At 53.0% G+C, this 25,738-nt stretch carries 27 protein-coding genes, 1 tRNA gene and 1 riboswitch; of the genes, 8 read left to right on the top strand and 20 right to left on the bottom strand.

The features are described 5' to 3' along the window. Nucleotides 1-8 precede the first annotated feature (8 nt). The 5 genes from ACJJIY_RS06145 to ACJJIY_RS06125 all read right to left on the bottom strand — a co-directional run bounded on the left by ACJJIY_RS06145 (nt 9) and on the right by ACJJIY_RS06125 (nt 2,869). Nucleotides 9-959, bottom strand: a complete 951-nt coding sequence (locus ACJJIY_RS06145) for an alpha/beta hydrolase family protein (protein ID WP_445359288.1) — start codon at nt 957-959, stop codon at nt 9-11. Between the two features lie 145 nt (nt 960-1,104). Continuing rightward, complete coding sequence (locus ACJJIY_RS06140; protein WP_444906662.1) at nt 1,105-1,662, bottom strand: GNAT family N-acetyltransferase; 558 nt, start codon at nt 1,660-1,662, stop codon at nt 1,105-1,107. Nucleotides 1,663-1,674: 12 nt separating this feature from the next. After that, entirely contained in the window at nt 1,675-2,178 is a 504-nt protein-coding gene (locus ACJJIY_RS06135) for a GNAT family N-acetyltransferase (RefSeq protein WP_444906663.1), read from the bottom strand. A 17-nt stretch (nt 2,179-2,195) separates the two neighbouring features. Beyond that, nucleotides 2,196-2,648, bottom strand: coding sequence for a YaiI/YqxD family protein (locus ACJJIY_RS06130; RefSeq protein ID WP_152450565.1), 453 nt, complete (start codon nt 2,646-2,648; stop codon nt 2,196-2,198). 2 nt (nt 2,649-2,650) lie between these two features. Then, the gene (locus ACJJIY_RS06125) at nt 2,651-2,869 is read right to left on the bottom strand and encodes a DUF3565 domain-containing protein (RefSeq protein ID WP_252084134.1); all 219 of its coding nucleotides are present in this window, start codon (nt 2,867-2,869) and stop codon (nt 2,651-2,653) included. Between the two features lie 153 nt (nt 2,870-3,022). Here ACJJIY_RS06125 and rep point away from each other — a divergent pair, with 153 nt between their 5' ends. Continuing rightward, a complete protein-coding gene (rep, locus tag ACJJIY_RS06120; RefSeq protein ID WP_252084133.1) occupies nt 3,023-5,056 on the top strand; it encodes a DNA helicase Rep in 2,034 nt (677 codons plus the stop codon). A 106-nt stretch (nt 5,057-5,162) separates the two neighbouring features. Here rep and ACJJIY_RS06115 read toward each other — a convergent pair whose 3' ends face one another. Next, the gene (locus tag ACJJIY_RS06115) at nt 5,163-5,588 is read right to left on the bottom strand and encodes a c-type cytochrome (RefSeq protein WP_444940250.1); all 426 of its coding nucleotides are present in this window, start codon (nt 5,586-5,588) and stop codon (nt 5,163-5,165) included. Nucleotides 5,589-5,774: 186 nt separating this feature from the next. Here ACJJIY_RS06115 and ACJJIY_RS06110 point away from each other — a divergent pair. The 4 genes from ACJJIY_RS06110 to ACJJIY_RS06095 all read left to right on the top strand — a co-directional run bounded on the left by ACJJIY_RS06110 (nt 5,775) and on the right by ACJJIY_RS06095 (nt 7,264). Beyond that, nucleotides 5,775-5,851 (top strand) — tRNA-Arg (locus ACJJIY_RS06110). 497 nt (nt 5,852-6,348) lie between these two features. Further along, complete coding sequence (locus ACJJIY_RS06105; RefSeq protein ID WP_445359287.1) at nt 6,349-6,669, top strand: hypothetical protein; 321 nt, start codon at nt 6,349-6,351, stop codon at nt 6,667-6,669. Continuing rightward, a complete protein-coding gene (locus ACJJIY_RS06100; protein ID WP_444906666.1) occupies nt 6,669-6,854 on the top strand; it encodes a hypothetical protein in 186 nt (61 codons plus the stop codon). Before ACJJIY_RS06105 ends, ACJJIY_RS06100 begins: the two co-directional genes overlap by 1 nt. Continuing rightward, a complete protein-coding gene (locus ACJJIY_RS06095) occupies nt 6,851-7,264 on the top strand; it encodes a type II toxin-antitoxin system YafO family toxin (protein WP_444906667.1) in 414 nt (137 codons plus the stop codon). The genes ACJJIY_RS06100 and ACJJIY_RS06095 overlap by 4 nt, the downstream gene beginning before the upstream one ends. Nucleotides 7,265-7,462: 198 nt before the next feature. Here the strand turns inward: ACJJIY_RS06095 and moeA are convergent, their stop codons facing one another. Together moeA and narL are read right to left on the bottom strand one after the other, a co-directional pair. After that, nucleotides 7,463-8,704, bottom strand: a complete 1,242-nt coding sequence (gene moeA, locus ACJJIY_RS06090) for a molybdopterin molybdotransferase MoeA (protein ID WP_445359286.1) — start codon at nt 8,702-8,704, stop codon at nt 7,463-7,465. Between the two features lie 41 nt (nt 8,705-8,745). Next, entirely contained in the window at nt 8,746-9,411 is a 666-nt protein-coding gene (gene narL, locus ACJJIY_RS06085) for a two-component system response regulator NarL (protein ID WP_445359285.1), read from the bottom strand. Nucleotides 9,412-9,609: 198 nt separating this feature from the next. Here narL and ACJJIY_RS06080 point away from each other — a divergent pair, with 198 nt between their 5' ends. Next, nucleotides 9,610-11,223, top strand: a complete 1,614-nt coding sequence (locus ACJJIY_RS06080) for an MFS transporter (RefSeq protein ID WP_444918765.1) — start codon at nt 9,610-9,612, stop codon at nt 11,221-11,223. 54 nt (nt 11,224-11,277) lie between these two features. Here the strand turns inward: ACJJIY_RS06080 and ACJJIY_RS06075 are convergent, their stop codons facing one another. From ACJJIY_RS06075 to ACJJIY_RS06020, 12 genes are all read right to left on the bottom strand, one after another. After that, a complete protein-coding gene (locus tag ACJJIY_RS06075) occupies nt 11,278-12,480 on the bottom strand; it encodes a hypothetical protein (RefSeq protein WP_445359284.1) in 1,203 nt (400 codons plus the stop codon). A 100-nt stretch (nt 12,481-12,580) separates the two neighbouring features. Next, nucleotides 12,581-13,699 carry an ATP-binding cassette domain-containing protein gene (locus ACJJIY_RS06070; RefSeq protein ID WP_445359283.1) on the bottom strand — a complete coding sequence of 373 codons (1,119 nt, stop codon included), beginning with the start codon at nt 13,697-13,699 and terminating at the stop codon, nt 12,581-12,583. Next, on the bottom strand, nt 13,699-14,421 hold the full coding sequence (modB, locus tag ACJJIY_RS06065) for a molybdate ABC transporter permease subunit (RefSeq protein WP_445359282.1): 723 nt from the start codon (nt 14,419-14,421) through the stop codon (nt 13,699-13,701). Before modB ends, ACJJIY_RS06070 begins: the two co-directional genes overlap by 1 nt. Then, a complete protein-coding gene (gene modA, locus ACJJIY_RS06060; protein WP_445359281.1) occupies nt 14,418-15,200 on the bottom strand; it encodes a molybdate ABC transporter substrate-binding protein in 783 nt (260 codons plus the stop codon). The genes modB and modA overlap by 4 nt, the downstream gene beginning before the upstream one ends. Continuing rightward, nucleotides 15,185-15,664: a molybdopterin synthase catalytic subunit MoaE gene (gene moaE / locus ACJJIY_RS06055; protein ID WP_444923714.1), complete on the bottom strand. Its 480-nt coding sequence runs from the start codon at nt 15,662-15,664 to the stop codon at nt 15,185-15,187. Before moaE ends, modA begins: the two co-directional genes overlap by 16 nt. A 10-nt stretch (nt 15,665-15,674) precedes the next feature. Further along, nucleotides 15,675-15,920: a molybdopterin converting factor subunit 1 gene (gene moaD, locus ACJJIY_RS06050; protein ID WP_444959102.1), complete on the bottom strand. Its 246-nt coding sequence runs from the start codon at nt 15,918-15,920 to the stop codon at nt 15,675-15,677. Nucleotides 15,921-15,941: 21 nt separating this feature from the next. Beyond that, a complete protein-coding gene (gene moaC / locus ACJJIY_RS06045) occupies nt 15,942-16,433 on the bottom strand; it encodes a cyclic pyranopterin monophosphate synthase MoaC (RefSeq protein WP_282951931.1) in 492 nt (163 codons plus the stop codon). Nucleotides 16,434-16,436: 3 nt separating this feature from the next. Next, the gene (gene moaB, locus ACJJIY_RS06040; RefSeq protein WP_108731355.1) at nt 16,437-16,979 is read right to left on the bottom strand and encodes a molybdenum cofactor biosynthesis protein B; all 543 of its coding nucleotides are present in this window, start codon (nt 16,977-16,979) and stop codon (nt 16,437-16,439) included. A 2-nt stretch (nt 16,980-16,981) separates the two neighbouring features. Then, nucleotides 16,982-17,581, bottom strand: a complete 600-nt coding sequence (gene mobA, locus ACJJIY_RS06035) for a molybdenum cofactor guanylyltransferase (protein WP_444915015.1) — start codon at nt 17,579-17,581, stop codon at nt 16,982-16,984. A 4-nt stretch (nt 17,582-17,585) separates the two neighbouring features. Further along, the gene (moaA, locus tag ACJJIY_RS06030) at nt 17,586-18,563 is read right to left on the bottom strand and encodes a GTP 3',8-cyclase MoaA (protein WP_413664021.1); all 978 of its coding nucleotides are present in this window, start codon (nt 18,561-18,563) and stop codon (nt 17,586-17,588) included. Then, nucleotides 18,552-18,702, bottom strand: a riboswitch (molybdenum cofactor riboswitch). It overlaps the preceding gene by 12 nt. 196 nt (nt 18,703-18,898) lie before the next feature. Beyond that, complete coding sequence (locus ACJJIY_RS06025) at nt 18,899-20,107, bottom strand: alginate export family protein (protein ID WP_445359280.1); 1,209 nt, start codon at nt 20,105-20,107, stop codon at nt 18,899-18,901. Nucleotides 20,108-20,250: 143 nt separating this feature from the next. Next, nucleotides 20,251-21,561 (bottom strand): MFS transporter, encoded by a 1,311-nt coding sequence (locus tag ACJJIY_RS06020; protein ID WP_445359279.1) that lies wholly within the window; start codon nt 21,559-21,561, stop codon nt 20,251-20,253. Nucleotides 21,562-21,963: 402 nt separating this feature from the next. Between ACJJIY_RS06020 and ACJJIY_RS06015 the strand changes: the two genes are divergently transcribed. Next, the gene (locus ACJJIY_RS06015) at nt 21,964-23,439 is read left to right on the top strand and encodes a NarK family nitrate/nitrite MFS transporter (protein WP_020413728.1); all 1,476 of its coding nucleotides are present in this window, start codon (nt 21,964-21,966) and stop codon (nt 23,437-23,439) included. Between the two features lie 101 nt (nt 23,440-23,540). Then, a complete protein-coding gene (locus ACJJIY_RS06010) occupies nt 23,541-25,313 on the top strand; it encodes a bifunctional protein-serine/threonine kinase/phosphatase (RefSeq protein ID WP_445359278.1) in 1,773 nt (590 codons plus the stop codon). The last annotated feature ends 425 nt before the right edge of the window (nt 25,314-25,738 follow it).

Below are 25,738 nucleotides of genomic sequence, written 5' to 3'. Positions count from 1 at the left end.
TATCAGTCTCAACTTTTACCGGCATCAGGAATACACCCGGGAGCCCCATTTAGTGCAGCTTTGTTAATCCATCCTGCAATTCTTTCAAAAACTTCTCCCCGGTGATTTACACCATTCTTATCCGTCATATAGTGATCGTAACCGGGGTACTCCCAATAAGTCAGCTCACAACGTCCGGCTGATGCGTAGGCATCTCGTGCTGCTCGGCCGGAACTGACCGGGGCAGATTTATCTTCTGTACCCTGGATCAATAATACGGGGGCATGGCTGTTCAATAAATCGTTGACCGGTACCCGATCGACGACATCGGCCCACCAACGCATAGAGTTCCCACCCCAGACTTCCGCGCTTTCTGGGTTAGCTCGGGCATAGGCGAGTTTGGCATCTACCTCTTTAGCTACGTGGGGCGGAACCAAACTCTTTAGCACTTGAGCAAAGGACTCCCCCAATCCACTTGAAAATACCACTGCCGCATCGGGATTTAGCCTCGGCGCCAGTCGTGCAACAAGATCACCACCCTCGGAACCGCCGAACAAAACCAGTTTGCCATTCCACCAATCAGCCCCGCGCAGTTCGTCGACAATCTGCTCTACATCTACCGCACGCTGCTCAACTGTATGGTTAGCTACATACTCTTTTGAACAATCTTTAAATTGCTCTTCCGGGCTGTCAGAGTGAGTTACACCATATTTTTCTACCAATAAAACAGCATATCCTGCCGCTAACTCTTTAGCCTGTTGGATAGTAGTATTTTTAACAGCAGGTAAGCAGCCAGACCCCTGGGCTATCAAAAACAAGCCATATTTCCCGTTAGCCGATGGTTGCTCTAAAGACCAGTAAAGCGTTGATCCATCTGGGCGTTTACTGACTTTAAGTAGAGGTTCGGCGGACACGCCGATATGCAAAGTCGCTAGCAGAAAACCAGTTGCCGTTATAAAGGCCGATTTAAGACAACCCATAGCGAGAACTCCCTGCCCTCACCTGAAATTAATGGTGGGGCTATATTTGCTTGGTTATTGTTGAAGAGGGGATGAACCTCATATTCACCCCCTCTCCGAACCCAAGAAAAAGTAATGGTTCCCGAGTTAACTGAAACGAATCACATCAAGATTTTTTCCAATCATCAGCACTTAAGCGATAAAGGCAGTGCCGCTGCAGATGGCTTTCGCTGGGGACCAGTGGATGTTCAAAGACGAGAGAATCCCGCCGCATACCCAGCCGCTCCATCACCCGCTGGGAACGAAGGTTTTGTAGTGCAGTAAAGGAAACGACTTCGCTGAGATTCAGGGTATTAAAAGCTACATCCAAAGATGCTTGTGCAGCTTCACTAGCATAGCCTTTTCCCCAGTGGGGAAAAGCCAAGCGCCAGCCAATCTCTACCGCTGGAGTGAAAGGCAAATCTTCGGTCACATTTTTCATACCGACAAATCCGAGAAACTCGTTGGTGTCTCTCAGCTCCAAGGCCCAAAAGCCCCAGCCGTATTTCTCAATATGCGCAATACTGCGATCCACACCGGCATCACTCTGCTGTCGCGTCAGCAATGATGGGAAAAACTCCATCACCCTTGGGTCGGCATTCATTTCCGCGAATACAGGCTTATCTTCCGCTCGCCACTGGCGCAGCTGTAAGCGTTCGGTCGTGGGTTGTATTAATTCAGGCATGAAATATTCGCGCTATTCAATATTTTGTTTCTGCTGAAAATCTACAGACGGTGCGACCATAAAATCGCACTGATCCAGCCATTTTCGCTGCCCTGGATAAGCCGCTTCCTCAAAACCCAATTTCTGGTAGAGAGTCCGTGCCGCTAGATTAGTACGCAGGACAAATAAAGAGCACTCGATTGCATCCAGGGCTCTGGCTCCTGTTTGTGCAAGCTGTACTACCAGCGCACGCCCTAATCCGGCTCCGCGATGATTGGGAGAGACAATTAGGCGACTTAGGTGGCAACGACCCAGGTGTTGGTAATACTGCCCAAAAGCCAGCACATCACCGCTGCTGTCCTGAAGTGCGTAGCTGGGCAACTCCGGCCAACGACAATCCTCCAAGAAGGACCTCCCCTCGAACGGAAACCTGAAATCAGGACCACCCCACTGTTGGCACTGCTCCCTATCAGGTAGCCAAGACATCAATGTTGGGAATTGCCACTCTTCCATTGGCTTCAGTCTCAAATTATCCACGGCAATTCTCCTTAAAGTTACTTGCGACTCTTTGCCAGCCATCGATCTAACTGATCGGCAAAAGCTTTACGGTCCGCCTGGCTAAGGGCCGGTGGTCCGCCGGTATGCACGCCGCTGGAGCGCAGGGTATCCATAAAGTCCCGCATATTAAGACGCGCGCGGATATTGGCCTTCGTATAGCGCTCCCCACGGGGATTAAGGGCTTCAGCACCCTTGTCGATCACCTCTGCTGCCAGTGGGATATCGCTTGTAATAATCAGGTCCCCCGCCTCACAGCGCTGCACTATCTCGTTATCCGCCACATCAAAACCGGCTGTCACTTGCACGGAGCGAATATAGCGCGACGGCGGCACCCGCACCGCTTGGTTGGCCACCAAAGTCAGTTCTGTGGCTGTGCGCTCAGCGGCGCGAAACAGGATTTCCTTGATGGCGACCGGGCAGGCGTCGGCATCGACCCAGAGTTTTGTCATGGCTATACAACCTTTTCGAGCGTATCGGGCGGTGCACCCTCATCGCATTTCTTGCAATTGAGCTGGAATCCCAGCATGGACTCGCGCCCTTGTTCAGTAATCACCCAGGGCCGGTTGGTCCAGGGAGGATTGTGGCGTACATGTTGGAAGTGGCCACAGGCGAGCTCCGCCACCCAGTGATTCTCTTCATCCAGGTGGTAGCCGGCGATGGGTTGTTGCATGGGGTTACACAAGCAGGGAATAAGGCGCAGTTATAGCCAATCCCAAGGGCAAAGTATACGTGTGGCCGGTGGTTCGCACTGGTACTGGGATGATTCGAGCCAAGACTGCTAGAATCTCCCGCTTTTCCGCGACGCGAAGATGCAGCCCCATCTATGACCCAGCTCAATCCCCGCCAATCCGAAGCCGTGAAGTACGTCGATGGCCCTTGCCTGGTGCTGGCCGGTGCCGGCTCCGGCAAGACCAGCGTAATCACCCGCAAGATCGCCTACCTGATCGAGCAGTGTGGCTACGCCGCGCGCAATATCGCCGCCCTCACTTTCACCAACAAGGCGGCACGGGAGATGAAAGAGCGGGTCAGCAAACTGCTGGCGGGCCCGGATGGCAAGCGCTCCAAGGCGAGTCACGGCCTGACCGTATCCACCTTTCACAACCTTGGGCTGAATATCCTGCGCAAGGAATACCGCGCCGCCGGCTTCAAGCCCGGCTTCTCCATCTTCGATGCGGAAGACGCCCGCGCCCTGATCAAGGAACTGATGCTCAGGGATGGCGACCTGGATACTGACCTGTTGGATCGGGTACAGAACCAGATCTCCAATTGGAAGAACGATATGCTCACCCCGCGCCGCGCCCTTGAGCAGGCACAGAGCCCCGGTGAGCAGGCCATCGCGGTTGCCTACGATCGCTACTGTGAAGCCCTCAAGGCCTACAATGCCGTCGACTTCGACGACCTGATCCTGCTGCCGGTACAGTTGTTCGACAAAGATCCAGAGTTGCTGCAACGCTGGCGCAAAAAGATTCGTTACCTGCTGGTGGACGAATATCAGGACACCAACAACTCCCAGTACCTGCTCGTGAAGCTGCTGGTGGGCGGGCGCGGCGGCCTCACAGTGGTGGGAGACGATGACCAGTCTATCTACGCCTGGCGCGGCGCGCGCCCGGAGAATATGAGTGCGCTGAAGACCGACTTCCCCAACCTTCGCCTGATCAAACTGGAGCAGAACTACCGCTCCACCAGCCGCATCCTCAAAGTGGCCAACCACCTGATCGCCCACAACCCCCACGAGTTCGACAAGGCATTGTGGTCTGATCGCGGTCTGGGTGAGGAGATCCGCGTGCTCAAAGTGGCCAATGAAAACGAGGAGGCCGAGCGGGTCGCCAACGAGATATTTCTGCAGAAGAGCCGCCGCGGCTGCAAGTTTATGGATTTTGCCGTGCTCTATCGCGGCAACCACCAGGCGCGCCTGATCGAAATGAAACTGCAGGAGCACCAGGTTCCCTACCAGATGTCCGGCGGTACTTCCTTCTTTGCCCGCGCCGAAATCAAGGACGTGATGGCCTACCTGCGCCTGTTGGTAAATCCGGATGATGACAACGCATTCCTGCGCATTATCAATACCCCGCGCCGCCAAATAGGTACCAGCAGCCTGGAGGCCCTGGGCAACTACGCAAAGGGCCGCGAGATTTCCATGTTCAAAGCCTGCTCGGAATTGGGCTTTAAGGAGCATATCAACGAGCAGGGCTACGAACGCCTGAATCGCTTTGCCCTGTGGCTCGAAGGGGTACAGCGCAACTGTCGCGATACCACTGCCAATGGCGCCCTGCGCGAGATGCTGGAAGATATCGACTACGCCGGCTGGCTATCGCAAAACGCCAGCAGCGAGAAAGTGGCCGAGAAGCGCATGGAGAATGTGTATTGGCTGTTGGAAAGCCTCAACAAAATTATGGAGGGCACCGACGACGAGCTGGAGCAGGATATTCGCCTGGAACAGGCCATCTCCAAACTGATCCTGCGGGATATGCTGGAGCGCCAGGAAGAAGAGGAAGCCACCGATAAGGTCAGCCTGATGACCCTACACGCCGCCAAGGGCCTGGAATTCCCCCACGTATTTATGATCGGTATGGAAGAGAACTTACTTCCCCACCGCAACAGTATTGAAGACGACAATATCGAAGAGGAGCGCCGCCTCACTTACGTGGGTATCACTCGCGCCCAGCGCACCCTCACCATGACTTTGGCAGGCAAACGCAAACAGTTCGGTGAAACCCAAGACACCACGCCCAGCCGCTTTATTGACGAATTGCCGGAAGAAGATGTGTTGTTGGAAGGATTTGGTAAGGCGACGCCGGAGCAGAATCAGGCGAAGGGAGAGGAAACTTTAGGGTCTTTGTTGAGTATGTTTGATTAATTTCTTATTGATTAAATATTTTCAAATATTGCCGTAACTGCAAAAACAGATACTAAAAACAAAAAAGGCCGCTCAATGAGCGGCCTTTTTCCAATAGTGAAACAGCTTACTTGCTGTTATCCACCATGTAATTCACAGCAGCTTTGATCTCGTCATCGCTACAGTCCATACACAGGCCTTTGGCCGGCATGGCATTGATACCGTTAATGGCATTGTTGTAGAGAGTGTCCATGCCCTTGGCAATGCGGGGTGCCCAAGCTGCGGCATCACCGAATTTAGGCGCACCTGCAACACCCATTGCGTGACAAGTCTGGCAGCTTGCGTTGTAGATATCCTGACCACTGCGAGCAGCGCCGCCGCTAGCACCCTCAGGAGCTGCCGCTACTGCCGCTGCACACTCTTCACCTTTCATGCAGGTTTCACCTGCCGGAGCAATTCGCTCTGCGATTTCTTCATCAACAGACTGCTGGGCCACTGCCGTAGCCGCACTGACGGCCAATGCCGCCACAATACCCAAAATACGCTTCATCATATTCCCCCAAAAGGACCGAAGTGAGTTGGCCCACAAACGTTCAAAATATCGTCGCAAACTCCTACGCCGCGCATTATAAGCACTGCATCGCCACCTGCCAAAGACTATATAAGCCAACAGAATGTCCTTTAACCCGCCCCCCAGCTTCTGTATAATCCGCCTCCCATTGGCACAAACAGCCAATATCCGCCCGTAGCTCAGCTGGATAGAGCGTCGCCCTCCGGAGGCGAAGGTCAGAGGTTCGAATCCTCTCGGGCGGGCCATATACAAAAAAAGCCCGCTTATGCGGGCTTTTTTTGTATATGGCTAACTCCCAGGGTTTTGTTCGAACTCAGGTTCGACTCGGAGGCGACAAAGCTGCCGTAGAGCAGCGAGCCCAAAGGGCGAAGCTAATCCTCCAGCACACTATCCGCCCGCTTATGAGAGTTTTTTAATATATAGCTAACCCTCTATGACAATATTCTATGCAGTGGATCCTATATATATTCACGTACCTCAGAATCTACTTGAACACAGATTCAACTTGGAAGTAACTCAGCGGCTAAAGATTCGCCTACCCACAGGGAGAAACGACCTACTTAAAACACAACCGTAAATATTTTCTCTTTATATTATTACTGAGGAGGAATCGGTCATCTCTATACAATGAGAAAAGGAACCTTATCAAATTAAAGAGGTTTCATAGCTGGCTTAGTCCTTAAGTTAGCCTCATACTTAGATTTATATAAAGCAACAATTTTGTAAATCAGAGAGGAGCATTATGCATCGGAAAGTAAAATTCGGTCGCACTATGCCTTTAAGCGAGTTCAAAACTAATCCAAGTGCCGCATTACACGAAGCAGAAGGTGACGCCATAGCGGTGACTTCAGATAATAAAGTCCAGTTTTATGCTGTACCCAGTCAACTGTTTGAAGACATGACTGAGTTCTGTGAAGTCGCCCAGCGTGGAACCATGGAAATGAAAGATTTACCTCCCCAAGCGACGGGAGATACGATGGACATGGAAAAAGTGACTCGTAAAATGGCGAAGAAACTGAAAGATTCGAAGCCAAAAGATATAGGAGGTTTTGAGGAAGAGTAATGAATAAAGACTCAAGACATACCGAAGGTCGAAACCTAAATTTTCAATCTACTGAGTTCTCTGAAGAGATTATCGAGCCAAGTACTCGAAATTTCGAAATTCAAGAAAGTGAATTGAAGAAAATAGCACAGAAAACAACCCAGCACGCAAGGCTACGTCAACCTAAAAAGGATACTGGCTGGTGAAAGAAATTAGAGTCTTCACCCATACTTGGTTACGCGAGTCCATGGATGAACAAAAGAGAAAGGCACTAGTTGCGGAGTTTAAATCATATAAAGGGGAGGAAGGGATGCTTCCCCGTTCCTTTGGCCGTGATGTACCTTATGATCGCACATTTAGGCGTTCTTCCTTAGAACTGATGCATCTCCATTATAAAGAGCAAGGCTTTCCCGTGAGACTATTACAGTACCGCCGTACTAGTGGTTATGTTCTAGCCTACTGCCCTGGTTTTATGGAACCGGATACTTATCTCCTTATTGGGATAATAAAGCATTTTGATCCAAGAAAACCTGAAGAAGTAATAAATACAGATAGAGACAATAATTTGATGGCAAAACTAGAGGATATTGCTGAAAATTTTCGAGAACAGTATTAAAAATTATTCAGTCTAATTACTTTACATAGCTTGGGACCTATTACGCAATGCTATTTATTACTGCCAATTAAATTTCATCAGGAAATGATATATCCCATAATTACTTAATATTTAAAATAATTATGGGATGCTTAGCTTTACCTCTTTCAAGATCAGCCTCAACTGTTCAAGCAGCTTAACTTCACTCTGTATATTTACTCAACCCAACGGCACTCTCAAAGGCTCAATCACCACCTGCTCCCCAGCCTCTACACTGCCACTTTCTCGCGCCAAAACGATAAAACAGTTAGCAGCAGCCAGTCCGGAAAGAATATGGCTCCCCTGGGTACCAACCGGTTCTACTACCAATACCCCGTTTTCATCACTGCGATATACACCCCGCTGGAAATCGGTACGGCCCGGCTTTTTCTTCAGCGGTTTTAACAGTTTTGCCTGTAAGGTCTGCGGGCCAGTCCACTGATCGCCTTTCATCACACTCAAGGCGGGAACGGCCAGTTGGTAGAAAGTTACCAGGGCGGAAACCGGGTTGCCGGGTAGGCCGAAGAAGGGCGTTCCCTGTAGAAAACCAAATGCAAAAGGTTTGCCGGGCTTCATCGCCACTTTCCAGAAGCCGATCTCTCCCAGTTCTTCCAACACTTCACGGGTGTAATCCGCTTCACCAACGGAGACTCCACCGGAGGTAATAATTGCATCGGCCTCTTCGGAAGCACGCTGCAAGGCATCGGTAATAGCCTGTTTGTTATCGGGCAATATACCCAAATCCAAAATATCCAGGTCCAGCTGGTCCAGGGCTGATAACAGGGCAATGCGGTTGCTATCGTAAATATCGCCCTTACCCAGGGCGTCGCCGGGCTGGCGCAATTCATCGCCGGTGGAGAAAAGTGCGACTACCGGTTTGCGCACTACAGTTACTGTTCCCACACCGGCAGCGGCGAGCAGGGCAATATGTGGAACACTGATGCGCTCTCCGGCTTTGAGCAGGCTAGCTCCTTCAGCCACATCTTCACCGCAGCGGCGAACATGGTCGCCAGTGCGAACTTCGCAATTTATTCGTATCGACTCCCCCTGGGCATCGACATTTTCCTGCATCACTACCGTATCTGCACCGGCGGGTACTGCGGCTCCTGTCATAATGCGCACGCAGGTGCCGGGGTTCACCACACCGTCAAATGGTGCACCGGCAAAAGATTTGCCGATCAGTTCCAGTGGCAAGCCACTGGCCAGGTCTTCAAAGCGCAGGGCGTAACCGTCCATTGCAGAATTGTCGCAAGGCGGTAGGTTTACTGTGGAGATAACATCCTCAGCCAATACTCGACCGGCGGCTTGTGCCAGGGGCAAAGTCTCAGTGCCACTGATTGGGCTCAGTGCCTCAAGAAGTTTTTCGCGGGCGCTTTCGATGGGCATCAGGCCCGGTTGGCTACAGCAGTCGATAGTGGGCATGGACAATATCTCTTACTTCATTCCTTTGCGGTTGGGACAAACTAGTGGCTGCGGTTTTGGGATTCCGGTCGCTTCTGATTAACCATCCACACAGCAGCTTCCACCCTGGAGCGCATGCCCAACTTTTTCAATAAGTGTTTAACGTGAACCTTTACAGTGGCATCACTGATATCCAATTCACGGGCGATTAACTTGTTACTGAGGCCATCGGCGATCAATTGCAAGATCTGGTATTCGCGACTGGTGAGCGTCGACAGGGTATCCGCACCGGAATTGTCCGGCTTGCGCAGGGCGGAGGCGAGGATCTCGGTAAGGCGCTGGCTGATAGCGAGCTTGCCGTGTGTGGCCTGGATAACCTGATCGAGAATATCTTCCGGCTCCATATCCTTGAGCAGGTAACCATCGGCACCGGCACGAATACAGGAAACCACGTCCGCGTTGTTATCGGAAACCGTGAGTATCACGATACGTGAGGCTACATCGGCCGCGCGCATTGCCCGCAGGGTATCCAGCCCGTCCATACCGCGCATATTCAGGTCCAATAGAATAAGGTCCGGCTCGTGCAGTTTGGCCAGCTCCAGCGCTTCCTCCCCGCTACTGGCCTCGGCTACCAACTCCAGGCTGGGCTCCATAGCAAACAATTGCTTGAGACCTTTACGAAACAGAGGATGGTCATCAACCATCATTACCGTGGCAGAAGAAGTCATGGGGTGTCCTGCTTCATTGCTGTAAGTTGTACTAATTCTGAACAGTGACTTTAACACAGGGCTCAGTGCCTGCGCTTACCCCCAAATGGGTAGCTATTACGCGCGGGGGCAAAGGGGTTACTTACTGTTGGTAATTGAGCAGGGATAAGCCCCGGCCCATAGTGGCCGGACGAATCATTTCGAGGAGGAGTGGCCGCCGTGTCTGACATCTACGAGTGGGCCCCAGAGGACAGCAAATTCTGGCAGTCCAAGGGCAAAAAAATCGCAAACCGGAATTTGTGGATATCCATTCCCAGTTTGCTGTGCGGCTTCGCCGTGTGGCTATACTGGGGCATTATTACCGTTCAAATGCTCAACCTTGGCTTCCCCATTGCCAAAGCCGATCTGTTTACCCTGATGGCAATTGCCGGCCTCACCGGCGCTACTCTTCGAATACCCAGTAGTTTCTTTATTCGATTGTTCGGTGGGCGCAACACCATTGTCTTTACCACGGCCCTATTGATGGTCCCTGCCCTAGGCACGGGTATCGCCTTGCAAAATCCTGAGACCCCATTGTGGGTATTCCAGTTGCTGGCTCTGCTGTCAGGTATTGGCGGTGGTAACTTCGCCTCTTCCATGTCCAATATCAGCTTCTTTTTCCCCAAGGAAAAACAAGGGTTGGCGCTTGGCCTGAATGCGGGCCTGGGTAACTTCGGTGTTACCACCATGCAGATCCTGGTACCGCTGTTTATGACCTTCGGAGCCTTCGGCGCTGCCGGCGGCGACCCCATGACCCTGGTGAGCAGCTCTGGCTCCCTGATTGGTAAAGTACCAGCCGGTTCTGAAGCGTGGATTCAAAATGCCGGTTTTGTATGGCTGCTGTTCCTGATTCCACTGGCCTTTGTAGGCTGGTTCGGTATGAACAACCTGCGCACCGACGAAGTCACCCCGGATGTGGGCAGCTCTATCGGCGCGATGTTGAAGATGACCATGATGTTGGGAATCGGCCTCTTCACCGCAATCACAGGTCTGTGGCTGTTGCTTCCCGAAGCGGCCAACGGTTCAGGCTGGGGGGTGCCCAAGGAAATCGTTCTGGTACTGGTAATCGCCGCTACCGTGTTCGGCTTGAAGCTGCTGCCCGGTGAGATTAAAACCAGCTTGCAGCGTCAGTACCGTATCTTCAACAACAAGCACACCTGGGTGATGAGTGTCATTTACACCATGACCTTCGGCAGCTTTATCGGTTTCGCAGCGGCCTTCCCCCTGGCTATCAAGGTGATCTTCGGATACAGCCACGTGATGGTGGATGGGGTTATGACTCACGATACCATCAACAACAATGGCCCCAGCGCCCTGATGTACGCCTGGATGGGTCCATTTATCGGCGCCCTGATTCGCCCGGTGGGTGGTTGGATCTCCGACCGTATCGGCGGAGCCTTGGTTACCCAAATCTGTGCTGCAATCATGGTGGGTAGTGCCCTAGGTGTGGCTTACTACATGAAGGCCGCCTACGGCTCAGCCACTCCGGAAGAGTTCTTCCTGCCCTTCTTCCTGCTGTTCCTGGTGCTGTTCGCCGCTACCGGTATCGGCAATGGCTCTACCTTCCGCACCATCGCCATGGTGTTTCCGAAAGAGCAGGCAGGCCCGGTATTGGGATGGACCTCAGCAGTTGCCGCCTACGGTGCCTTCTATATTCCCAAGGTCTTCGGCGAGCAGATCAAAGCCACCACCCCGGAATACGCTCTGGCAGGCATTGCTATCTTCTACGCGGTTTGCCTGGTGGTTAACTACTGGTTCTACTTGCGCAAGAACGGCGAATTCTACAATCCATAATTTGGTCTCACGGGCGGGAAACCGCAGTTGCGGGGAGGTTTAACCTCCCCTTTTTTATTTCACCTGAATCAATATCGGCGTTATATCCGAACCTTCAAGCAGGCTGGAAATCAGCTGTCTATCGGTATCCCTGCGATAGTAGATCGTCACTTCATCCAAGTCTTCAACGGTTGGCATCGTCGGGCATAGATGCCTGGCAATAGCCATACACATCTGCTCATAAAAACCTAAATCGTGCAGTTTATCCAGATAGATATGGCACCCTGCGATATCCTCAGCACTAATCGTATAGTTGTAACCTATGGGCGGCTGAAAATAGTAGGCCTGCACAGTAATAGATCCATCTGCATTTTCAGTGACTTCGTATTGGACAGGTCTGCCGCAGATACTCTGTTGGTACCCAACAAGATCCTCCGCAACTGAGGCAAGACTGTCATCCGTCTCAATGGTGCTCTCAATTTCACTGTAGGCTTGATGGATAGCTTCAAAGCAGCTCAAGCAAGACTTAACACCCGCTTCTTGCAGCTCTGGCAGCAGTTCTGTCGCCATATCTTCAAGTAATTGCACCAGCTTTTCTGCCGAAATAGCGTCACGAAAATAGTAAGAGCCTTCTCTCTCAAGCGCCGACTGGAAGATTTTTAGCTTGCGCTCCGGGCAATAGAAATCGAGGTGGTAGAGAGGCTGTTCTGGATCGGAAGTGTGGTTATTTAGCTCTACCTTGCCCAAATACGGGATAAAGAAGGTAAAGGACCAGTACTCCGGGCAGTGAATAAATCGCCGGCAGTGCTCTTCGATATAACCGGGCAGATATTGAAGGTCGAAGAGATTAGCCAGATGATAGTTACCACCACCCTGGTATTCCGCTATGGAGTCATAGTTATAAAACGGGTGCTCGCCGTGGAAATCTATCTTAACGCTCTGCCCACTGGCTGCGCGGCAAGCCAAATGAAAGTACAAGGCATCGTCTTTGTAAGTAGAGCGGATAACGATAGCGTCGCCCTTTCGGCGAAGCTGATAGCGGAAAGTATCGATCCGGTAGGGCTCACAATCCTCAAGTAGCTCGGCAATTTCCAGCTCACCCGATTCCAGGCGGCTTACTCGATAGTTGTGCCCGCCTTCTTCTATGCAACGAGTAAGTACTGGGTGTAGATCCTCAATGGTCACGGCTTTCGCTACAGGTAAGCCCTCGACCTGTGCTTTTTCCCGGTAAAACTTATCGCCCTCGTTAAAGAGAGAAATTCCCAACACAACGCCCATAGGAGCACCACTAAGTTAGCTGATGTTCAAACTTAGCAAAAAAATTGCTGGGGTTTTAGGGATCGAAGCAATGCACTTTCAGAAATTGCCCTGGAACTACCTACAAACCGGCAAGACTACCGGCCTTAAACTGGGCAAAGTAGGTAGTGCCTTCACGCAGTTCCAGGCGCTCGCAGGAGAGACGGGAAATATCTGCGTAGAACACCTGATCAGCAGCGGCTAACTGTAAACGAATGCGGCCGTCGGTAAGGTTCTGCTTAGCAACTAAAGTTACCGGCAGGCAATTGAGGATACTGGACATGCCCGGCTTCTCTACACTGAGGCTAATATCTCCAGCTTCCAGCAGAAAAGCTGCGGTATCGCCTTTGCGATAATGGCCTGCCACCCTATCTGCAAAGATAGAAATCCCCCCTAAATCCAAAGTCAGCAGACCATTGTTTAGGGATTCCACTCGCGCTTCAATCCGGCTGCGGCAGCTATCCCCTACGCCGTGGTTATCCAGGCGCTGGGCAACTTCAGGTAAGGGAAGTGGCGCGGACAAATTGGCAGAATCCATCCACAAACAGCGCTGGGCCAGCAACTGGATTTCATCAAAGTCGTGACTGGTCCAGATTACCAGCGCAGGATATCGAGCCCAGAAATCCCGTAGGGTCGGCAATAGGCGCCGCAGTACCTGGGCGCGGTCAACCGCTGAAAGCGGCTCATCAAATAATTGCAGCGGCGCGTTGTTATAAAGCTGGCGTAATACAGCCACTCGCTGGGCTTCTCCACCAGACAATAGCTCCACCGGCTGATGGAGTAGCGGTTCAATACCAAAAGCCTCTAGCAGCCGACCACACTCTTCCTCGGACAGTGGCCTGCGGCTGTAACGGCGGGCCAGTGCCAGGTTATCCGCCACCGACTGGCCGGCAAACAAGCGGCTATCCTGAAAGCCCAAAGAAAGCGTTCTTTTGTGGGTAGCCAGGGCGCGGCGTCCGCGCTGCCAAACCGTATTGGCAAAAGTGATATTGCCACGGCAATGGTGTTGGCCAGCCAAAGCAGCCAGTAATGTGCTCTTGCCGCTGCCGGAAGGACCGGTAAAGCCAAAAACTCCAGAGGCAGGCAGCTCTAATTGCCAGGGAGTGGCAGCGTTAAGCGAAGTCACCAGCTCTGCAACACTCAGTCCGGTGGAATCAGAAGTGGTAGACGCAGTACCGAATAGGGGTAAGGTGATTTCCATTAGCCCAGCACCCCCATTACCGGTTTAGCGCGCTCACTGTTTAATCCACGCGGGGCCAATCTATGTCCCAGCCAACGGGCAGCGAGTAGCAGTACCGTAGTAATTCCCATCAACATCAAGGCCAGCCGGTGAGCCGCACCGTATTCCATCGCCTCCACATGTTGATAAAGAGCGATAGAAACTACCTGGGTCTCACTGGGAATAGAGCCACCAATCATCAGCACTACCCCGAACTCACCCAGGGTATGGGCAAACGTTAAAGCGCAGGCACTCACAATAGCGGCGCGACTCGCCGGCAAAAGAACTTTTAATAGTGCCGCCCAGGGCGGTATACCCAGTGCTGCGGCAGCCTGGGTCAGGCGCTGACCATTGGCATTAAACGCGGCCAACAGCGGCTGGACCATAAAAGGTAGAGAATAAATCACTGACGCAAACACCAGGCCAGTGAAGGAAAACACCAAGGGGCCATCAAAAAGTTGTGACAGCCACTGCCCGGGGGCGTAGTTAGGGGAAAATAAAAGCAGTAAATAAAAACCCAACACCGTGGGTGGCAGTACCAGCGGTAGGGTAATTAATACCTCTATGCCATGGCGCCAGCGGCTCTGCCATTGGCTCAATTTCCAGGCCAAGGGCACGCCGATAATAAACAGGAGCAAGGTAGTTAAGCCGGCCAATTTTAAAGTTAGCCACAGGGCCTGCCAGTCGGCAGCGGCGATATTCATAAACCACTCCCTCCATCTCTACTTCGATATTGAGTTGGCAAAACACCGTAACCCAAGTGCTGTAGTTGCACCTGCACTTCCGCTGAACGCAAATAGTCAGCGAGGGACTGCGCCTCTTTAGGCCGACGGCTCTGGGTGGGAATCAGCAGCTGCTGTTCAATGGGTTTGTACAAACGCTGCGGCAGCAACCAGTAGTTATCGCGGCCGGCTGCTTGCATCTGGCTGGCGGCGACAAAGCCCAGCTGCGCATTGCCGGAATCCAGCATTAAATAGACTTGGCCGGCATTGTGAGCCCGGGCTAATTGAGTTTGTTTTTTCTTCCACAAATCCAGGCTTTGCAGCGCTTGCCGTGCGGCACTGCCGAAAGGCGCTACTTTCGGATCGGCTAATACAATTTTATCGGGCCAGGTTTGCAGTAGCTGCTCGATATTCGATTCCGAATTTGGGTGCCAGAGAGCCAGTAAACCCAGGGCGTAAGTCTTACGACTGTTGGCCAGTGCCCCACCCTGCTTTTCCAACAGTTCGGGGCGCTCGCGATCGGCAGACAGGAATAAATCGAAGGGCGCGCGGTGCGCTATTTGTTGGTAGAGCACCCCGGAGCTGCCACTACTGATTTGCACCACACAGGCATGGCGACGCTCAAATTCTGGCAGTACCTCTTCCAGTGCCGGGCGGAAACTGGCCGCTACCGCCACCCGCAAGGTGCAGTTATCCGCATTTACCGGTAGCGCGATGGCCACCAGTAAAGCGGATAGCAGCAGGCTCAGCCGGCGGACCACTTTTCCATCTCCGCAGCATCACTGGCCCGAGCTTCGACCCAGCGCTCTGAAGGCTTACCGGACTCATCCGCAACCGCTTCGCGCTTCCAGAAAGGCGCCTCAGTTTTGAGGCGATCCATAATGTATTGGCAGGCGGCAAAGGCAGCCTGGCGGTGGGGGCTGGTAACACCGACAAAAACAATCTCATCGTTGATCTGCATGGGGCCAACACGGTGGACGATAGTCACACGACCCAGGGACCAGCGATCGCGGGCATCATTAATAATCCGTTGCAGGCTTTTTTCCGTCATGCCCGGATAGTGTTCCAGGGCCAGGCCGCAGACATCACTGCCCGCATTGAAGTCCCGCACCGAACCCACAAACAGGGCGCAGGCACCATCACCACTGTTGCCCTGCAGCGCAGTATATTCAGCCGCTACGTCGAGGGGCGCTTCACAGACTTCAATACGATCAACGGCTTTCATATTGGCACCACTAACCGCCGGTAACCGGCGGGAAAAATGCAACTTCATCCCCAGCCTTCACCTGGGCTCCGGTTTCTGCCAGCTCCTGGTTCAGGGCCATACGAATATCATCCCTTTGCAGGTGCGGGCTCCAATCCGGGTGCTGTTCACATAGGGTATTGCGCAACTCGCTGAGACTGCCGGAAAAGTCCTCCAGGGTAGTCTCGCCCATGCCCAATTGCTGGCGCAGACGCGCGAAAAACAGAACCTTTACCATCGCTTTACACCTCTGAAATTTTTACGCCTTGTCCGCAGCATCGCCGCGCCAGTGGCCGCGCTTACCGCCGGTTTTTTGCAGCAGGCGGGTCGGGCCGATTTCCATTGCCGGGTCCACGGCTTTGCACATATCGTAAATGGTCAGCGCCGCTACCGAAGCCGCGGTTAACGCTTCCATCTCTACCCCAGTGCGCCCCGCCAAGCGGCAGAAAGCCGTGATATGCACGCTGTGTTTTTCCGGCTGTAATTCGAAATCCACCGCTACTTTGGTCAATGCCAGTGGATGGCACAGGGGAATTAAATCCGATGTTTTCTTGGCGGCCTGGATGCCGGCGATACGAGCTACAGAGAGCACGTCGCCTTTTTTGTGCGCCCCTTGGCTCAGCAGTGCAAAAGCCTCTGCACTCATACAGATGCTGCTCTCGGCCAGGGCACTGCGGTCAGTGATGTCCTTCTCGGTAACATCCACCATGCTGGCTTCGCCGCGCTGGTTTAAATGGGTTAACTGGCTCACAAATTACCCCCGGCTCTCACAGGGCGCGCTGGCAAAGCGCACATGGGGGATAAAGTTACAGGGCTTGTGGCGGGCATCCAGCTGCTCCAGCAATATGCCTTCCCAAGCAGTGCGACAGGCTCCGGTGGAACCGGGCATACAACATATCAGTGTGCGATTAGCCAGGCCGGCGAGCGCGCGGGACTGCACGGTGGAGCTGCCGATATCCCCCAGGGAAATATGGCGGAACAGCTCGCCAAAGCCGTCGACGGTTTTATCGAACAACGGGCTCAGGGCCTCCGGCGTGGAGTCGCGATCGGTAAAACCAGTACCGCCGGTCACCAATACCACCTGCACTTTCGGATCGGCAATCCAGGCGGAGACCACCGCGCGCATCTGGTAAACATCGTCCGGGGTAATGCGCTTATCTGCGAGCTGATGGCCGGCAGTTTTGAGGGCTTCCACCAGATACTGGCCAGAGGTATCAGTCTGCTCGTTGCGGGTATCGGATACGGTAAGTACCGCGATATTGAGCGGTACAAATTCTTTGCTTGCGTGTGCGGACATAATCAGTGGTCTCTCAAAAAACTGTTTTCTGGAGTTTTATCCGGCGTACTCAAGCCGAGATAATCTGCCGGCGTATTGATATTGCGATGCCAATCGCCAGCACTTTTTATGGGTATGGATTTGGCCCCCAGGTGACGCAGCAGCGCGCCGACAGAATTGCGCGCACTGCCTTCGACGGCACGGCGCAAATAATCCAGGCAGTCGCCATTTAAAGGCAGCCACAGGGGAAAAAAGAAGTTTTCAAAATAACAGGGCCGGCCACTTGCCTGCCCTTCAGCCAATAACTCTGCGAGGTGCTTCCGCCCGAGCAGAGGCATATCTACCGGAATCACCAGGGCTGCATCGGCACCGGTTGTCAGGGCCACCGAATAAAGGCCGCCCAGTGGGCCACGCTCTGGCACCAGATCTTCGATAGCTCCGGGGCGGGCGCCGCTGGTCACGACTTTTTCCAGCGGAAGCTCACTCAGCAATGCCTCGGCATGCTGCAAAAAATTGCCCTGTTGGGGGTGTGCCAGCAGGGCCTTGTCGCAGCCCATCCGGCTGGAGCGGCCACCGGCCAGCACCACGCCAATTGTCGATTTACTAACAAGAGCCCTGGCCATAACCCTAGCCCCCCAGCATCGCCAGGTTGCGGGTAGCGCCGGTAAAACCTTCGTGCAGCTGGTGGCCTGCGGTCTTATCCACAATCAACTCGCGGATATGAGCTGCCAGCGCCTCGCTATCGCCATCGGCGATGATTTCGCGCATATCAAAGCCCTGGTCGGCGAACAGGCACAGGTGCAACTTGCCCTGGGCCGATACCCGCAGGCGATTGCAGCTTGCACAGAAGTCTTTGCCGTAAGGGGTAATAAGGCCGATACGGCCGGCGTAATCCGGGTGGAAATACTCCCGCGCCGGACCGGCATCGCGGGTGCGGATCACCTGCTCCCAACCTTCCCGCAGCAACAGGGTTTCTATATCGCCACCGGAGACATGGTTGCTGGCGAAGAACTCGCGGTTATCGCCGGTGCGCATCAATTCAATAAAACGCAGGGTCACCGGAGTCTCGCGAACCCAGGCGAGGAAATTATCCAGCTCGGCCAGGTTGTACTGGCGCATCAGCACTGCGTTGACCTTGGTATCGATACCCAAGGCCAGGGCGCGATCCAGGCCTGCTAAGGCTTTATCCAGGCGATTGTGGCCGGTGATATGGTGGAATTGAGCCGGGTCGAGGCTGTCGATACTGACATTCACCTGATCCAAGCCCGCGCGGTGCCAGTCGTCAATCTGACTGGGCAGGCGGTAACCATTGGTGGTGATGGCTAAGCGGCGAATCTTATCGCTAGCGCGCACGGCTTCGAGCAGCGGCACCAGGTCTTTGCGCAGGGAGGGCTCTCCGCCAGTAAGGCGTACCTTTTCCGTACCCAGTGAAGCGAAAGCGCGCACTAATGTGCCCACCTCAGCGACTGAGAGAGGATTTTCCCCTTCCAGGGAACGTCCGCAACCGATGCCCTCAGGCAGGCAATAGTTGCAGCGGTAGTTGCAGATGTCCGTCACGGACAGGCGCAGGTAGTAAAACCTACGGCCAAAATTGTCTTGTAACATTAAACGCCTTTCCAATGTCGGGAGGCCGCGCAGTTTCCCGCTAGACCCTGGTGGCCGGTACGGCCACGGTCCCGGCACCTTGCAACGTCAATAAAAAACGACGCGGTTTAGGTAGCGGGACTCGGTGTTTAAACTGATGTCAGTGTATCAAGCTGGTTAATTTATGCTTGGGGCAAAGGTGGTACTCCCTTGGTGCTCGAACTGATGCTCCTCAGGGAGACATCAAAATGTGGAGCTTCAGTCGATTAAAATTTATAGATCAGAAAATCAGGTTCAAGGTGCGGGGAAAACCCCGGCCGAAGCCGGGGGCCTCGCTAAGGAGTTCTTTCAGCCGCTTAGAAATTAGCGGTTACCATGATCCAAAGCTTGTCGGTGTCAGTGCTGTACTCATCAGCACGATAAGTTGCGTACTTAACGAGTGCAGAAATGTCGTCGGTAATTTTGTGCCCGTAGCTCAGGTTCCATTCGTCACCATAACTAACGGAGCCCTCGGCCGCTTCAAAATTGTGATAGGTCAAACCCAGCTTGCCGCCGGCCACTTTCATAGAACCGCCAACATACAGATCTTCAATACCGTCACCGGGGGTTCCCAGGAATTTATCCGTGAAGCCCTGGAACTTGTGCAGGGTCGCTAACGGGGTTTTAAAACCAACGCCATTATCAGAACCCAAAACTTCATAACCGAGTTTTGCCGCAACAGGACCCAGATCTGCGCCAAGCTCTGCCAGGTAATAGTTGGCGCTATAGTCATACTGGTTGTCACCAATATCTGACTGGTGTGCATAACTCAGGTTGGCTTTTACCGGACCAAATTTACCTTTGTAATCTACCCCATAAGTGCGGCTGGCATTATCGGTGAGATCTTCCAGATCCAGGTTGTAAACAAAAGCGCTGACTTTGTGATTTTCAGTTACAGGATAAATCGCGTGTAGCAGTTGGATATCGCCGCCCATATCGGAACCAGCACTGTCTTCACCGAAAATACGGTTAACGTTGTACACGTAGCTGTAATCCAACTGGAAGCTATCGGCACTGCCGTACTGATAACGAACACCATCGTAGGTCTGCTCGTTTTGTCTCCAGCCAACACCGCCGACAAATCGCTGCCCATCCAGGTTAATGCGCTGGCGACCGGCGGTAATTATGGAATTTCCACCGCTGTAGCGAATGTAGGCCTGGTTAATTTCAGTTCCTTCCGGATCAGCCACTACCGGGTATTCGCCTTCACCATTAACAGTGGAGTTGTAGCTGTCATTGCCAACTGCCGTAACATCATCCATTTCCAGGAAGCTGGTAAAGCCACGGTAGCTGCCACTGCGCCAGTTGAGGCGGGTTCTTAAAGTGGATGCAACTGCTTCATCATCAATATCATCCTGATCAACAGTCTCTACGCGGTAACGCAGATTCAATCCGACTTCACCGGATTTCAACGCATCCACCAGAGTGGCATTTTCACTTTCCTGCGCAGCGGCCTGCAATGCAACAGTGCTGCATGCCCCCAACAGTAAGGCACCGAGAATTTTTGGGAATTTGGAAACGGTCATGACGCTTTTCCTTTGCAACAACGGAGTGAACAGTGACAAATTACAATTTTTCAGACTCGACTGAAACCATAGATTTTTTCCTGCCTAATTAATCTTTACTCCCTAGCCTTTACTCAGGCGTAATCCCTTATTGGTAGTGGGCACTACCTATCCGGCAAAGCCTCGGTTTCGCTGGCTTCCTCAAGCAGGAAATTATTTTGCTGTGCGTACTGTAAACGCTGCATATAATTTTCTCTTTTAATCGCCAAATACATAACCAACATACAAATAGCGAGCACACCGTAGAGCAGCATAAAGGCCGCACTGTGGATACCTACTAAGTCCTGAGCGATACCAAAAAGTACAGGCAGGGTAAAACCACCGAGGGCACCAATAGTGGCTACGGTACCGCCAACACTCCCCATATGCGCGGGGAAATTATCGTGCAACGCTTTGTAAACAGACGCGCGGCCAAATCCCTGGGCGATACCGATAACCAGTAGCAGTAAAGTGAACAGCTCAATACCTACTTCAATATTTAAATGCACATCCCGTTCCACCCCGTGAATTGTCATGCTGGTGGGCGGATAACTGAGGAAGAAAAGACAGACCAGGCAGGTCCAGAAAACACTCCAATTTACGGTGCGCGCACCGTAGCGATCGGCAAACCAACCCCCCAAAGCGCGCAGTGAACTGGAAAGGGCCACAAACAGCAGGGTGAGTGCCATTGCTACCGGTGTACTGACTTGGTATACCGACAGATAGTAATTCGGCAACCACAATAAAAGCGCGAGAAAACTGCCAAAAACAAAGTAATAGTAGAGCCCATAACGCCAAACCCGGATTTGCGTTAGCGGCTTTAAATGACTGCGCAGATCCGGTTTTCCCCGGCTGCGCATATAGCGGGTTTCCTCTGGTGCAAAAAATTCGAATAAAACCATCATCAGGATAATCCCGGCTCCATAAGCCGGCCCTATCCACTCGCGGCCAAACCAATTTTGAATGGCTGGAGCCAATGCCAAGGTAATTGCAGCTCCTGCATTTCCTGCACCAAAAATGCCCATCGCAGTACCCTGCCGCCCTCTTTCGAACCACGGGCTGATATAGCGAATCCCCAAAACAAAAGACACCCCGGAAATACCCAGCCACAACCCCGCCAGCAAATGGGCCCCGTAGCTATCGATAAAGGGCAACAAAAAGAGCACCGGCAACAACAACAGCATCTGCAATAAAATCAGCTTTTTCGCAGAAAAATATTCCACCAGTAATCCCACCGGAAAACGCAACAGCGCCCCACTCAAAATCGGCGCAGCCAGTAGAACCCCGTATTCAGTTGCAGACAGATCCAGTTGCCCGCGAATCTCTACCCCCAATACCGCGTAGAGCGTCCAAACAGAAAAGTTAGCGGCGAACATGGCCGAGGCAAATATCAGCGCACGCCCGGCGAGTTGCTGTGTATATTGCACGGCAGGCATCTCCAAAATATTGGCTGTCGAAAATTAATTGCCGCCCCGGTTATTCACCGCATTGGCCCCCCGCCCCAGAAAAGTGATTACAGAACTACAGCGGGGCGAGAAATCCATAGAGGCAAGCTACTGGCAAGATGCACAAAAAATCGGCTAGCGACAATTACTCCTAAAAACCCTTTTTAATCATTATCAATTTCCACCAACTACCTCCACTGGGGTAGAAACGCACTAAAAGCCGCCCCTATCCACTCCGAGCTACTAACCCCAAGGGGTTACTCCCTTCCAACTACAAATCCATTTCCCTTCCACTTACCCCTTTTGCGCGCTTTCCCTCTGGCGCTGCTCAAATACTATCGGTCATGACCCTATCCACCTCTAAAAATTTCTGAGAAGCCGGAGAAAATAGTCATGAGTCAATCCAGCGGCCTCAATTTATTTAATTGGGGCGATCCCAAAATAAAGACGCTGCACGTTACTTGGTTTGCGTTTTTCCTGACTTTCGTGGTGTGGTTCTCCCACGCTCCGCTGATGGTCTTTATCAAGGAAGCGTTCGACCTCACCAGCCAGCAAGTAAAAGCCCTGTTAATCCTCAACGTGGCACTCACCATCCCCGCCCGTATCATTATCGGTATGCTGGTGGATAAATTGGGGCCGCGCCTGGTGTACAGCGGGCTGCTGATGACCTCATCTTTAATCTGTTTGGGCTTCGCCACCGCAGACAGTTATGAATCCCTGGCCCTGTTCCGCTTCCTGCTGGGATTTGTGGGTGCCGGCTTTGTAATTGGTATCCGCATGGTGGGTGAATGGTTCCCAGCCAAACAAGTCGGCCTGGCAGAAGGTGTTTACGGCGGCTGGGGGAATTTCGGTTCTGCTGCCGGTGCCATGACCCTACCCACCATCGCCCTGCTGTTCGGCGGTGAAGACGGCTGGCGCTATGCCCTGGGCCTCACCGGCATCATCGCCGGCCTGTACGGCATCATCTACTACCGCGTTGCCCGCAACACTCCTAAAGGTTCCACTTACTTCAAACCGAAAAAGAGCGGCGGCCTGGAAGTGACCAGCAAGCGGGATTTCTACTTCTACCTGCTGATGAATGTGCCCATGTACCTGGCACTGGCAGCGCTGGCTTATAAACTGTCTCCCAGCGGCGTAGCCCTGCTGAGCCAGAATGCCACCTACGCAATGTGGGGCCTACTGGTAGCACTGTTCGCCTTCCAGACCCGCATGATTTGGAATGTAAACAAAGACCACCTGCGCGAAGGTGTGCCCGAGCTGGAGAAATACAACTTCAAGCAGGTAGCCATCCTCGACCTGGCCTACTTCGTCACCTTCGGCTCAGAGCTGGCCGTGGTTTCTATGCTGCCCCTGTTCTTCCTGGAAACCTTTGAAGGATTGAGCCCGGTGAAGGCCGGCCTGCTCGCCTCTGGCTTCGCCTTTATGAACCTGGTGGCCCGCCCAACCGGTGGATACTTCTCTGACAAACTGGGACGCCGCCGCAGCCTGATGTTTCTGATCGGCGGCCTGGCAGTGGGTTACTTTGTACTGAGCCAGATCAACGGCGGCTGGTGGATTCCCGCTGCGGTAGTTGCCACCATGTGCTGCTCTTTCTTCGTGCAGGCCGGTGAGGGTGCCGTATTCGCCGTCGTACCCCTGGTGAAGCGTCGCATGACCGGGCAGATCGCCGGTATGGCCGGAGCCTACGGCAACGTGGGTGCGGTTACTTTCCTTACCGCCCTGTCTTATGTCAGCTACAGCCAGTTCTTCCTGATTATCTGCGGCGCAGCAGCGGTGATCTTCTTCGCCTGCCTGTTCCTGGAGGAGCCCAAAGGCAATATCGCCGAAGTGCTACCGGATGGCACAGTGCAGCTGATCAGCGTGGAGTGATTGGAAAGCAGTTATCCAGCAACAAACGCAAAGGAGGGCCAATGGCCCTTCTTTATTTTTCGCCGTTGGTCTGAGGGGACAAAACGAGATAGGAGAACGCTGTGAGCGAAACCAATTCCGGGGTGCAAACAGAAACCGAGGCAAACCCCGAAGCCCAGACACCGCGATTGAGCCACGGCCTCTGCACCAGTGCCGGCATCAAACCGCAGAACGAAGACGCGGCAATCTACCACTGGCCAGACAACCCGCACTTACAGGAATATCTGGGTGCAGTTGCCGCGCTAGCAGACGGAGTCAGCTCTGCCGAAGCCGGCGCCCTGGCCAGCCACACCGCCACCGAGCAGTTTGTGCGGGACTACTACAAGGTGCCGGATACCTGGTCTGTGGCCCACGCCGGACAGAAAATCCTCGCCTCCATTAACAGCAAGCTATACCGCAAGAGCCACGACTTTCCCCAACAGGAAAAGGGCTTCCTCTGCACCTTCTCTGCCCTGATTTTTAAATCCCGCACCGCCCACTACTTTCATATCGGCGACAGCCGTATCTATCACCTGCGCGGTGACAACCTTAAATGCCTCACCCGGGACCACAACATCACCCTGGCCCACCGCCAGCAGATGCTGTCCCGCGCGTTGGGAATGGATACCGGCCTGCAAGTGGATTACGGCCAGCTCAGCCTGGCTAAGGACGATGTACTGCTGATTACCAGCGACGGTGTGCACGACTTTATCAAACAGGATTTGCTGCGGGAGCTGCTGGCAGATACCCAACTAAGCGAACAGGAAACAGCGGAAACCCTGGTGCGCCTCGCCGAGGAAAACGGCAGTGACGATAACCTCTCCGCATTAGTGGTAAAGGTAAAGGCTCTGCCACAAACCACCCTGGACGACTACAGCCGCCAGCTTACCCGCCTACCCTTCCCGCCGGAGTTGGAACCAGGCATGGTACTGGATGGTTACCAGGTAGAGCGGGAGCTGTTCTCCTCCCAGCGCAGCCAGCTGTACCTGGTGCGCGACAGTGCCACCGGGGAAATCCTGGTAATGAAAACCCCCTCGGTAAATTACGAGGACGATATCCACTATATTGACCGCTTTATTCAGGAAGAGTGGATAGGACTGCGTATTCGCAGCCCCCAGGTAGTGCGTCTGCACCGCCAGACCCGTCCGCGCACCGCGCTCTATTACCTGATGGAGTATGTGCAGGGCAGCACCCTGGAGCAGTGGACCACCCACAACCGCTTTCCCAAACCGGCGGAAGCGTTTCGTATCCTTAAGGAGATTGCCACTGGACTACAGGCCTTCCACGATCAAGAAACCATTCACCAGGATTTACGTCCAGCCAATATCATGATCGACGGCGACGGGCGGGTAAAAATTATCGACTTCGGCTCAGTTTATGTAGCCGGCAGCGCCGAGATTTTCCGCCCCCTGGAACACCCGGAAGCGCTGGGCACCGCCAGCTATTCCGACCCCCACTATATCCTCGGCCACAACAGCGGTATTCGCGGCGATATCTATGCTCTCGCCACCATCGCCTACGAAATGTTTACCGGCGAACTGCCCTACGGCGAGGAAATCGAAAACTGCCGCTCCCACGCCGACTTCGAACGCCTGCGCTACCGCACCGCCAGCCAGTTTAATCCGGTAGTCCCCATCTGGTTCGACCGAGCCCTGGAACGCGGATGCAGTATCGATCTGGAACAGCGCTACTCCACCCTAACGGAATTTATGCGCGATCTGGCCAATCCGAACCCGGATTACCTAAGGGAAGATCCTACTGAGAAAGGGGATGCTTCTTTGTTTTGGAAGATTCTTTGTGGGATTTGGGTGGCTACTTTATTGGCGGTGGCGGCGTTGTTTTCGTCTAGTGCTTGAGACTAGGGTTTTCGACACGATAATGTCTTTTTGGAAATACAATAGCCCTGAATTATTACAAAGCGCTATGATTTTCTCGTTAATTTTGGGCAGTCATCATTCAGGGCATGTTCTTTATTTAAATTTAATTTCGACATATCATTATATAGTTTCTTATATTGTTAACACTAAGCAAAGCTTCATATATCCCCGATAACACGTGGGCTAATTTATTGATGTTTAATGACTAAAGCCTTCAACCAAAAGAAATAAAATATTGAGATATATTGCAGCCGCTAGATGCTGAAACAACTGAGGTATTTGATTACTATCTGGAAAAGTATGGCTGATATAGTAGTTGAGCGATGTACTTGGATGGGGATCACCACCCTAAGTTAACTCATATCGAATGTTATGTTAATGTTAGAAAACACTCCGTATGGGAC

It is taken from the genome of Microbulbifer maximicatervae (SeqCode), from assembly GCF_052468155.1.
The sequence above is the reverse complement of the archived record's forward strand: the minus strand, read 5'-3'. Positions and strand labels throughout refer to the sequence as shown.

Bases quoted from the DNA above. Each gene is read 5' to 3' on its own strand.
- moaE (WP_444923714.1), bottom strand. From the start codon at position 15,664: ATGAAAGCCGTTGATCGTATTGAAGTCTGTGAAGCGCCCCTCGACGTA.
- moaD (WP_444959102.1), bottom strand. From the start codon at position 15,920: ATGGTAAAGGTTCTGTTTTTCGCGCGTCTGCGCCAGCAATTGGGCATG.
- ACJJIY_RS06105 (WP_445359287.1), top strand. From the start codon at position 6,349: ATGCATCGGAAAGTAAAATTCGGTCGCACTATGCCTTTAAGCGAGTTC.
- ACJJIY_RS06025 (WP_445359280.1), bottom strand. From the start codon at position 20,107: ATGACCGTTTCCAAATTCCCAAAAATTCTCGGTGCCTTACTGTTGGGG.
- ACJJIY_RS06140 (WP_444906662.1), bottom strand. From the start codon at position 1,662: ATGCCTGAATTAATACAACCCACGACCGAACGCTTACAGCTGCGCCAG.
- moaA (WP_413664021.1), bottom strand. From the start codon at position 18,563: ATGTTACAAGACAATTTTGGCCGTAGGTTTTACTACCTGCGCCTGTCC.
- ACJJIY_RS06130 (WP_152450565.1), bottom strand. From the start codon at position 2,648: ATGACAAAACTCTGGGTCGATGCCGACGCCTGCCCGGTCGCCATCAAG.
- narL (WP_445359285.1), bottom strand. From the start codon at position 9,411: ATGACTTCTTCTGCCACGGTAATGATGGTTGATGACCATCCTCTGTTT.
- ACJJIY_RS06125 (WP_252084134.1), bottom strand. From the start codon at position 2,869: ATGCAACAACCCATCGCCGGCTACCACCTGGATGAAGAGAATCACTGG.
- ACJJIY_RS06145 (WP_445359288.1), bottom strand. From the start codon at position 959: ATGGGTTGTCTTAAATCGGCCTTTATAACGGCAACTGGTTTTCTGCTA.
- ACJJIY_RS06115 (WP_444940250.1), bottom strand. From the start codon at position 5,588: ATGATGAAGCGTATTTTGGGTATTGTGGCGGCATTGGCCGTCAGTGCG.
- rep (WP_252084133.1), top strand. From the start codon at position 3,023: ATGACCCAGCTCAATCCCCGCCAATCCGAAGCCGTGAAGTACGTCGAT.
- ACJJIY_RS06020 (WP_445359279.1), bottom strand. From the start codon at position 21,561: ATGCCTGCCGTGCAATATACACAGCAACTCGCCGGGCGTGCGCTGATA.
- ACJJIY_RS06015 (WP_020413728.1), top strand. From the start codon at position 21,964: ATGAGTCAATCCAGCGGCCTCAATTTATTTAATTGGGGCGATCCCAAA.
- moaB (WP_108731355.1), bottom strand. From the start codon at position 16,979: ATGTCCGCACACGCAAGCAAAGAATTTGTACCGCTCAATATCGCGGTA.
- ACJJIY_RS06070 (WP_445359283.1), bottom strand. From the start codon at position 13,699: ATGGAAATCACCTTACCCCTATTCGGTACTGCGTCTACCACTTCTGAT.
- ACJJIY_RS06075 (WP_445359284.1), bottom strand. From the start codon at position 12,480: ATGGGCGTTGTGTTGGGAATTTCTCTCTTTAACGAGGGCGATAAGTTT.
- mobA (WP_444915015.1), bottom strand. From the start codon at position 17,581: ATGGCCAGGGCTCTTGTTAGTAAATCGACAATTGGCGTGGTGCTGGCC.
- moeA (WP_445359286.1), bottom strand. From the start codon at position 8,704: ATGCCCACTATCGACTGCTGTAGCCAACCGGGCCTGATGCCCATCGAA.
- modB (WP_445359282.1), bottom strand. From the start codon at position 14,421: ATGAATATCGCCGCTGCCGACTGGCAGGCCCTGTGGCTAACTTTAAAA.
- ACJJIY_RS06100 (WP_444906666.1), top strand. From the start codon at position 6,669: ATGAATAAAGACTCAAGACATACCGAAGGTCGAAACCTAAATTTTCAA.